This is a genomic window from Micromonospora sp. NPDC049799, from assembly GCF_040656655.1.
Taxonomy (GTDB): Bacteria; Actinomycetota; Actinomycetes; order Mycobacteriales; family Micromonosporaceae; genus Micromonospora.
Genome location: NZ_JBFAMU010000220.1, coordinates 1 through 8,218 on the forward strand (window position 1 = coordinate 1; position 8,218 = coordinate 8,218).

General features: G+C 72.5%; 7 protein-coding genes and 1 pseudogene. 6 read left to right on the plus strand and 2 right to left on the minus strand.

Features of this window, described 5'->3' with window-relative positions:
• Nucleotides 1-215 precede the first annotated feature (215 nt).
• The 5 genes from AB0I76_RS17390 to AB0I76_RS17410 all read left to right on the plus strand — a co-directional run bounded on the left by AB0I76_RS17390 (nucleotide 216) and on the right by AB0I76_RS17410 (nucleotide 5,467).
• Nucleotides 216-1,766, plus strand: a complete 1,551-nt coding sequence (locus tag AB0I76_RS17390; protein WP_357036058.1) for an NAD(P)/FAD-dependent oxidoreductase — start codon at nucleotides 216-218, stop codon at nucleotides 1,764-1,766.
• Nucleotides 1,767-1,865: 99 nt separating this feature from the next.
• Nucleotides 1,866-2,960, plus strand: coding sequence for an aminoglycoside phosphotransferase family protein (locus tag AB0I76_RS17395; protein WP_357036061.1), 1,095 nt, complete (start codon nucleotides 1,866-1,868; stop codon nucleotides 2,958-2,960).
• A 54-nt stretch (nucleotides 2,961-3,014) separates the two neighbouring features.
• Nucleotides 3,015-4,259 carry an MFS transporter gene (locus AB0I76_RS17400; protein ID WP_357036064.1) on the plus strand — a complete coding sequence of 415 codons (1,245 nt, stop codon included), beginning with the start codon at nucleotides 3,015-3,017 and terminating at the stop codon, nucleotides 4,257-4,259.
• A gap of 96 nt (nucleotides 4,260-4,355) precedes the next feature.
• The gene (locus AB0I76_RS17405) at nucleotides 4,356-4,928 is read left to right on the plus strand and encodes a hypothetical protein (RefSeq protein WP_357036067.1); all 573 of its coding nucleotides are present in this window, start codon (nucleotides 4,356-4,358) and stop codon (nucleotides 4,926-4,928) included.
• A gap of 14 nt (nucleotides 4,929-4,942) precedes the next feature.
• On the plus strand, nucleotides 4,943-5,467 hold the full coding sequence (locus AB0I76_RS17410) for a GNAT family N-acetyltransferase (RefSeq protein WP_357036070.1): 525 nt from the start codon (nucleotides 4,943-4,945) through the stop codon (nucleotides 5,465-5,467).
• A 203-nt stretch (nucleotides 5,468-5,670) separates the two neighbouring features.
• On the opposite strand, the gene AB0I76_RS17415 is transcribed toward AB0I76_RS17410, so the two are convergent.
• Both AB0I76_RS17415 and AB0I76_RS17420 read right to left on the minus strand, forming a co-directional pair.
• Entirely contained in the window at nucleotides 5,671-6,918 is a 1,248-nt protein-coding gene (locus AB0I76_RS17415; RefSeq protein WP_357036076.1) for a DUF222 domain-containing protein, read from the minus strand.
• A 192-nt stretch (nucleotides 6,919-7,110) separates the two neighbouring features.
• Nucleotides 7,111-7,770, minus strand: coding sequence for a fasciclin domain-containing protein (locus tag AB0I76_RS17420; RefSeq protein ID WP_357036073.1), 660 nt, complete (start codon nucleotides 7,768-7,770; stop codon nucleotides 7,111-7,113).
• 178 nt (nucleotides 7,771-7,948) lie between these two features.
• Here AB0I76_RS17420 and AB0I76_RS17425 point away from each other — a divergent pair.
• A pseudogene (locus AB0I76_RS17425) lies at nucleotides 7,949-8,218 on the plus strand (GNAT family N-acetyltransferase); the annotation flags it as partial.

Consider the following 8,218-nt stretch of genomic DNA (forward strand, 5'->3'; position numbering starts at 1 on the left):
CCGACGCGCGCGCCGAGCCGTTCCCGCGGCCCCGCCGCGCTGCGCGGCTGCCCGTCCCCCACGGCGTCTCCGATCCGTCCGCTCCGGCGGTGCCACATCCCCGTTTCGCGTCGTGCGACACGTCGGCCAACCGGAAGAAACCCGGGGTGGGGGTGAGACCGCGCCGATGTCGGGTAAGCGCGCCGCCTCACACCGGGAGCAGGGAGCGGGCGAACATGGCTGACGAACAGGGCACCGTGGTGATCGGTGCGGGGCCGGCGGGGCTGACGGCGGCGTACGAGCTGCTCCGGCACGGCGCCCCGGTGCGGGTGTTCGAGTCCGACCAGGTGGTCGGCGGCATCAGCCGCACCGTGGAACGCGACGGGTGGCGGTTCGACATCGGCGGGCACCGGTTCTTCACGAAGGTGTCGCGGGTCGAGGACTTCTGGCACGAGGTCCTGCCCGACGAGGACTTCCTGCTCCGGCCGAGGATGAGCCGCATCTACTACCGGGGAGCCCTCTACGACTACCCGCTCAGCGCGTCCAACGCCCTGCGCAACCTCGGCATCCGGGAGGCGACGCTCTGCATGGCCTCGTACGCCCGGGCCCGCCTGCGCCCGCCCCGGGACCAGTCGCACTTCGAGGGCTGGGTGTCGGCCCGTTTCGGCTGGCGGTTGTACTCGATGTTCTTCAAGACCTACACCGAGAAGGTCTGGGGCATGCCGGCCGACCGGTTGCAGGCCGACTGGGCGGCGCAACGGATCAAGAACCTGTCGCTGTCCAAGGCCGTCCGCAACGCGCTGCTGCCCCGGCGCAACCGCAAGGACGTGACCAGCCTGATCGAGGAGTTCCAGTACCCGAAGCTCGGGCCGGGGATGATGTGGGAGCGCTGCGCGGACGAGGTGCGCCGCCGGGGGGGCCGGGTCGAGACCGGCACCTGGGTCACCGCCGTGCACCGGGACCCGGAACACCGCCGCGCGGTCGCGGTCTCCGTGGACGGCGAGGGCGGACGGCGTACCGAGCCCGCCGAGCACGTCATCTCGTCCATGCCGATCTCCGAGCTGGTGGCGGCGCTGCGCCCGGCCGCCCCGCCGGAGGTCCGGGCCGCCGCCGAGGACCTGCGCTACCGGGACTTCCTCACCGTCGCGCTGGTCGTGCCGGCGGAGTTCTCCTTCCCGGACAACTGGATCTACGTCCACGACCCCAACGTCAAGGTCGGCCGAATCCAGAACTTCGGGTCCTGGTCACCGCACCTGGTCAAGGACGGTCGTACCTGCCTGGGTCTGGAGTACTTCGTCTTCGAGGACGACGAGACCTGGCGTACGCCGGACGCGGACCTCGTCGCCGCCGCCACGGCGGAGCTGGAGCGGCTCGGGCTGGTCCGGCCCGGGGTCGTCGAGGCCGGTTACGTGGTCCGGATGCCCAAGGCGTACCCGGTCTACGACGAGCGGTACCAGCACAACGTTGACGTGATCCGGGAGTGGCTGGCCCGCGAGGTTCCCAACGTGCACCCGGTCGGGCGCAACGGCATGCACCGCTACAACAACCAGGACCACTCCATGCTGACCGCCATGCTGACCGCGGAGAACATCGCACTCGGCACCGCCCACGATGTCTGGTCGGTCAACGTCGAGCAGGACTACCACGAGGAGACGGCGAAGCACGACGGCGACGGCCACCGCGGCACGGGCCGCGACGCGCCGATCGTGCCCGCGCGCCCGGTCACGCCGGTCGCCGATGCGCCGGCGCGGCCGGCGCAGCAGACCACGGGAGTACGCCTCGGCTGAGCGCGTCCGGCCACCGACGGGGTGGTAGCGAACCGTCCACCTCCGTAGTCTCGGCCGGATGATCCGCGACGCCGTCCCAGCTTCGGTCCCCGCGCTCTGATGGCCGGGCCCAGCCCGACCCGACGCCACCTCTCCCCCGCCGTCGTCGGGCGGTACGTCCGCGCCTCGTTCGGGCTCCGTCCGGCTGTCGTCGAGTGCGGACCGCTGGACGGAGGCGGCTTCGCCGCGGTCTGGTGGGTGCGGCTCGACGACGGCCGCGACGTGGTGCTCAAGGTCGCCCCCGCGCCCCACGTACGGCTGCTGCGCTACGAGCAGGGCCTCACCGCGGCTGAGGCACGCTACTTCCGGCTGGTGTCAGCCGACCTGCCCGCGGTCCCGGTCCCACCCGTGCTGCACCACGGAACAGATGCCGATCTCGGCGAGTGGCTGTTCACCGGTCGACTGCCCGGCCGCTCCCTCGCCGACCTGTCCGCGACCGGAGCGGACCTGACCCGCGCCCGCCACGACGTCGGCCGCGCCGTCGCGGCTCTGCACCGGATCACCGGCGAGCACTACGGCTATGCCGATCCTCGCGACGACCGTCCCGATCCCCGCCACGACCGCGCCGGGCACGAACACGACGAGAACGCCCGCACGTGCGGAGGCGGTGGCCGCGCGTGCGGTGACACCTGGCGCGACGCCTTCGGTGCCATGGTGGACGACCTGCTCGCCGACGCGGTCGACTGGGAGGTTCCGCTGCCCGCGCCCGCATCGCGCATCCGCGCGCTGGTCGACCGGCACGGCGACGCGCTGGACCAGGTCCACCGGCCCGCCCTGGTGCACTTCGACGGCTGGGACGGCAACGTCCTCGCCGCGCCCGACGCCACCGGCGCGTACCGCCTGTGCGGACTGGTCGACGGCGAGCGCTGGCTGTACGGCGACCCGCTGCTGGACCTGGTCTCGCCGTTGCTGTTCCGGCGCGTCGAGGACGAGCCGGCGCACCCCTTCCTGCGCGGCTACGCGCACGCCGCCGGTGTGCCGCTGGTCCTCGACGACGGTGCCCGCCGGCGACTGGCGCTCTACCGGATGCACCTCTACCTGCTGATGACCGTGGAGATGCCGAGCCGCGGCATCACCCGGCAGCGAAACCCGGAGCGGCACGACCGGCTCGCCCGCCTGCTCGACGGCGAACTGACCGGCCTCGCGGACACCTGACCGGCGAGGCCAGAGCGACCCCTGCCGGTTCAGGCAGGATGCTAGCGTGCCGGGATGATTGCGTCGGCACGCCCGATGGGCCGCCCTTTCTGGACATTCTGGACCGCCTCCGCTCTGGCGAACCTCGGTGACGGCATCCGCGTCGCCGCGTTTCCGCTGCTGGCCGCCGCCGTTAGCGACAGTCCCGTCGGAGTGGCCGTCGTCGCCGCGGCACAGTTCATTCCGTGGCTGGTCGTGGGTCTGCTCGCCGGGTCGCTGGCGGACCGCCGGGCCACCCGCTCCGTGATCGCCGCGGCGGACCTGGGTCGCGGCGTCGTCCTGGCGGTACTGACCGTGGCCGTCGTGGGCGGCTGGGCGACGATACCGCTCGTGGCGGTCGCCGCATTCCTGCTCGGGGTAGGCGAAACCGTACGCGACACCGCCGCTCAGACCGCCGTGCCACGCCTCGTACGCGACGATCAGCTTGAACGGGCCAACGGTCGCCTCGTCGCCGGCGAGATCGTGGGGAACGAGTTCGTCGGCCCTCCGGTCGGCGCCCTGCTCTTCGTCGTCGGTGCCGCGCTGCCCTTCGCGGTCAACAGTGCCGCGCTCGCCCTGGCGGTCATGCTCGTGCTGTCCCTTCCGCTGACCCTGCTCGGCGCCCACTCGCCCTCGGTGGCGACCGCCCAGGTCAGGGCCGGCGCCGGCACCGCGGGTGGTGACGGGACGCTGGCTGGACTGCGGTGGCTCCTTCGCCAGCCCGTGCTCCGTACGTTGGTGATCGTCGGCGCGGCCGTGGCCGCCGCTGACACCGCCTGGTTCGCGGTCTTCGTGTTGTACGCCCGGGAGAGCCTCGGCCTCGACGCGCTCGGCTTCGGCCTGCTGCTCGCCAGCGGAGCAGCCGGCGGTCTGGCCGGTTCCTTCACCGCCGACCGGCTGGTCGGCCGCTTTCGGCACCGCGCGGTGCTGACCTGGTCGATGGCGGTCACGGCGGGAGCGCCGGTTCTCCTCGTCGTCGCGCCGAACCGGATCGCCGCCGTCACCGTCGTGGTGCTGACCAGTGCGTCGTTCGCGGTGCTGAACGTCGCCGCCCTGTCGGTGCGCCACCGCCTCGTGCCGCGCGAACTGCTCGGGCGGGTCGTCGCCGCGTCCCGGATGATCACCTACAGTTGCACGGCGCTGGGTGCGTTGGCCGGCGGTGTCCTCGCCGCCCGCTCCGGCGCAGACGCGCCGTTCTTGTTCAGTGGCGCGATCGCGGTAGCGGCCACCGTCTTCTGGTGGGCCGCCTCGCGCCGCACGGAACCGGGTTCACTCGCCTAGGTGGAGTTCTGTCCCTGAGGTCACCACCACCGCCGTGCGTGCGTGCCGGTGTCGGCGGGGCAGCGGGGCCGTGACGTCGCGTACTAGCCTGGCTCGATGACACCGCGGGGGGCCTGGCCAGGGGTTGCGCTGCTGATCGTCGCCCTGGCCGGCTGCGGGTGGACCGACGGCGCGCACGGCGGTTCGGTGCCGGGTTGTACCGTCCCCGACGACGAGGACGAGCTGCTCGACGCGTACGAGAACGACCGCGTGTTCAGGGCGCGGCCCGACGGCGCGCGGCGCGACGGTGACCTTGTCCGCAGCACGGGGTGCCGCCAGTTGAACAAGGAGGACGTGTCGATCACCTCCGTCTCGCTCATCTGGTATCCCGATCGCGAGTACGACGGTGAGGCCCTGCGCCAGGTCTTCCACCCGCTGGCACAGGAGGGCGGATGGCATCGGGTCGCCGATCCTGACTTCCCGCCGGTCGACGCGGGCGTCGTGCACCTCACCTACTGCCGGGAGGTCCGCGGCGTACCCAGTCGGTTGCTGATCCGCTCTCAGGCGATGCGGAGTGCGGACGTCCGGCCGAGCACCGCGGACCGGCCACCGTCCCCGCAGTGGACGACGGTCGCCTCGGCTTCGATCTTCCTCCTCGTACACCCGCACCCGGCGTGCCCGCAGACCTGACGACGAGCGCCACGATGCCGTTCGATCTGCAGCCCGTGCTCCGCGGGGATCTCGTCGGCGTCCGGCCCCTGCGCCCGGCGGACTTCGACGAGCTCCACGAGGTTGCCCGTGACCCGCTGATCTGGGATCAGCATCCCGTCAGGGATCGACACCGGCTCGAGGTCTTCACGCGGTTCTTCGCGGCGTCCCTGGCGTCCGGCGGCGCTCTGGTGGTCACGTCGACGGCGGGCGATGTCATCGGGTCGTCGCGGTTCCACGGCTACGACCAGCGACGCGGCGAAGTCGAGATCGGGTGGACGTTCCTCGCCCGGTCGCACTGGGGTGGCCAGACGAACGGGCAGCTCAAGGCCCTCATGCTGGGACACGCGTTCCGCTTCGTCGAGCGAGTCGTGTTCCTCGTAGGCCCCGACAATCGGCGTTCGCAACGGGCGCTGGAGAAGATCGGTGCGGTGCGCGTAGGAATCCGGCCTGACGCGGCGGGCCACGACAGCCTCCTGTTCGAAGTGAGGCGCCCTGCGGGCTCCACGAAGTCCGGGTGAGCCAGCCCTTCACGCTCTGGGAGCCGACTATTCTCGCCAGGCTCCGGTGGTCGGCTCCCGCCTCGGTGGCGCGATGCAGCGCCGACTGGACATCGGTCCGGCCGGAGGGTGGCCAGAGCGCGCAGACACGGCACCACCCTGCCCTGACGCCAGCGGACGCCACGCCGTCGTGCCGTCCACGGCTTACCTGGTCAAACGCGATCTCAGCACCGTCGGTGGTACAGGTTCCGCCGGGGTACGCGCTGCGGATCGAGCCAGGCCGGGGGAAGGAACTCGGGACGGCCGTCGGATCCGGGACGCACCCCCCATTCGCCCTGGTGGACGACCCGGTGGTGGTGACCGCAGAGCAGGACGGCGTTGTCCAACCGGGTGGGACCGCCGTCCGACCAGTGTCGGATGTGGTGACCGTCGCACCAGCGGGGCGGCCGGTCGCAACCGGGGAAGGCGCAGCCCCCGTCACGCAGGACGAGGGCGCGACGCAGCGGACCGGTGATCAGCCGCCGCTGCCGGCCCACGTCGAGCACCTGACTCTCGCCACCGAGGACGGCCGGCAGGACGGCGGCGTCGCAGGCGATCCGCCGGACGGCGTCGGGCGTGAGACGAACCCCGGTGTCGAGCGTGCCGGCACCGAGATGGTTGCGCAACGGCTCCAGCGCGACCGTGACGACGAGCTGCGGCCGGTCACCGCCGTGCTCGGGAAGGTCGCCGGTGCGCAGGGCCAGGCGGCACACCTCGGCAAGGGCGTCGTGCCGTCGTTGGCCCGGGCTGCGGTCGTCGCCCAGGCCGGCCGGGGCGCACAGCGGCTCGATTGCCGCGCGGAGGAGCGACGCGGTCTCGCCGTCGAGGCGACCGGTCACGCGGACCTGCCCGTCGGGCTGGTCGGCGAGCGTGAGGTGCCGGTCGACCAGCGCCCGTTCCTCGGCGCGCCGGAGTGCCTCCGCCTCGGCCTGCTCGGCCAGGTCGGGGGCGACGTGGTCGAGGATGCGCGTGCCGAGACGGCGCAGGACGGTGGGCTCGTGCTGTGCGGCGAAGTCGACCAGCAGCGAGGCGGCCTTGTCGGCCACCTCCGGACCGACGGCCGCAGGCAGCGCGCCGACGGTCTCGGCCACCACCACGGCCTGCTCGACGGTGACCGCGCCACGGGCCAGCGCCGACCGCACCTGCGGTGGTCCCTCATCCAGACTCGCGGCCGTGGCGACGAGGTGGCGCGCCGACCGGCCGGTGAGTCGGAGGCGCTCGCGCAGCCATACCGCCGTCGACGTGGCGCCCTGCCGGGTGGCGAGCCCCCGACCATCGACCTCCCGCACCAGGCCCAGCTTCACCGCCGCCAGTCGCTGCTCCAGCGTGTGCACCGCGTCCAGCGACGCGACCACGTCGGCGTCGGACAGCGCCCACGGTGACGCGTCGACGACCTCATCGACCACGCCGCTGAGCTGCGCCAACGCCACCATCACGCGTCCACGTTAGAACATAAGTACGACAGTTTCCGGTGCCCGTCGGCGGTGCGCGGCGCGGCGGTCACCGCCGGCCCGTTCCCTGGGGCCGAGAGATTGCCGGTGGGTGGTCGGCGCTGAAGGGACCCGCTTCCGCACGACGACGGGTGGCGCCGACGTCGCGTCGGCGCCACCCGTTCAAGGCGTACGTCAGTCCAGGTCAACCGGGCGCAGCACCCGGTCGATGGCGTGCGCGATCTGCTTGTTGCCCTTGTTGACGTCGAAGGCGACGACGCGCGGGTTGCGGTCGTCGGTGTCGGCGTCGACCAGCCGGACCTGCTTGTAGTGCCGGTAGTGGCGGACGTCGACCTCGATCGTCGGGCCGAGCGCGGTGGTCAGCTCGGCGCCGTCGGCCTTCACCGCGGCCTTCCGGTCGATCGTGGCGCCCGGTACGACGTGGTAGAGCAGCACGTTCTCCACGGTGTCGATGCCGAGGCCGGCGACGGCGGTGAAGGCGGCGCTCTCGCTCGGCAGCCGGGGGTAGGCGTCGGTGAGGTCCTGGACGAGCCGCTGGAAGGCGCCGTCGTTCGGGATGAACGCGGTCAGCGCCACGGTGCCGTCGGTGAGCACCTTGACCGGCGAGTCCGGCTTGGCCTCCAGCACCGCCAGCACGGCCTTGGTCAGCACGTCGAAGTCGCGCGGGTTGTGGTCGAAGCCGCTCTGGTCGGCCAGGAGCACCTGGGCGAGGGACTTCGTGCCCAGCGGCTTCTTGGTGCCGGCCTGGGCGGCCGGTACGGCGACGGCGGTGGTGGCCAGCGCGGTGGCCACGGCGCCCACCGCCACCCGGGCGGCGAGTCGTGCGATGTTCATCAGCGGGCCTTTCGTCGAGGCGACTCGATGCGTGACTGTCGTCACGACCCATGCTTCGTCCGGCCCCGGCCGCGCGGATGCGCCCCGACGGAAAAACCCCACCCGGAAACTCCAGACGGAGAAGCTCCACACGGAAACGACGTTGCCGTCGGGGATCGGCGGGCCTAGCGTCCGGACCGTGCTGATCCGGGAATTCGACCAACGGGACTGGCCCCAGGTGTGGCCGATCCTCGCCGACGTGGTGCGGGCGCGGGAGACCTTCCCGTACGACCCGGAGCTGCGGGCCGAGCAGGCGTACGCCCTGTGGGTGGAGCCCTCGCCCGCGCGGACCGTCGTCGCGGTCGAGGGCGACACGGTCCTCGGCACGGCGAAGATGGGCACCAACCGGCCCGGGCCGGGCGACCACGTCTCCACCGCGAGCTTCATGGTCGCCCGGACGGCGCGCGGC